This is a genomic window from Streptomyces capoamus (assembly GCF_014654935.1).
GTDB classification, from domain to species: Bacteria; Actinomycetota; Actinomycetes; order Streptomycetales; family Streptomycetaceae; genus Streptomyces; species Streptomyces capoamus.
The window spans coordinates 142282-142793 of sequence record NZ_BNBF01000009.1; the positions used below are offsets into that span (position 1 = coordinate 142282).

Here is a 512-nt window from a genome sequence, read left to right on the forward strand (position 1 = left end):
GCTGCCGGCCGCCGTGCTGGAGCGGTTCGAGGCCGCCTTCGGGGCGAAGATCTACGAGGGGTACGGGCTGTCGGAGACCTCGCCGACCGCCAGCGTCAACCAGCCGGTGTTCGGCACCAGGGCCGGCACCATCGGCCACCCGCTGTGGGGCGTCGACGTCGAGATCGCCCGCGCCGAGACGGAGGGCCGGATCGAGCTGCTGCCCCCCGGTGAACTGGGCGAGGTCGTCATCCGCGGCCACAACGTCTTCTCCGGCTATCTGGGCCGCCCCGAGGCCACCGCCGAGGCACTGGTCGACGGCTGGTTCCGCACCGGCGACCTCGGCACCAAGGACGACGAGGGCTTCCTGCGGATCGTCGACCGCAAGAAGGACGTCATCATCCGCGGCGGCTACAACGTCTACCCCAGGGAGGTCGAGGAGGTCCTGGTGCGCCACCCGCAGGTCGCCCAGGCCGCCGTCATCGGCCTGCCCGACGAGCTGCACGGCGAGGAGGTGTGCGCCGTCGTCGTCC

Annotated in this window: 1 protein-coding gene; it reads left to right on the forward strand. The window is 71.9% G+C overall.

What is annotated here, in order from left to right:
• Nucleotides 1-512, forward strand: a 512-nt coding sequence (locus tag IE312_RS40415; protein ID WP_229899894.1) for an AMP-binding protein, incomplete at both ends; no start/stop codon positions are given.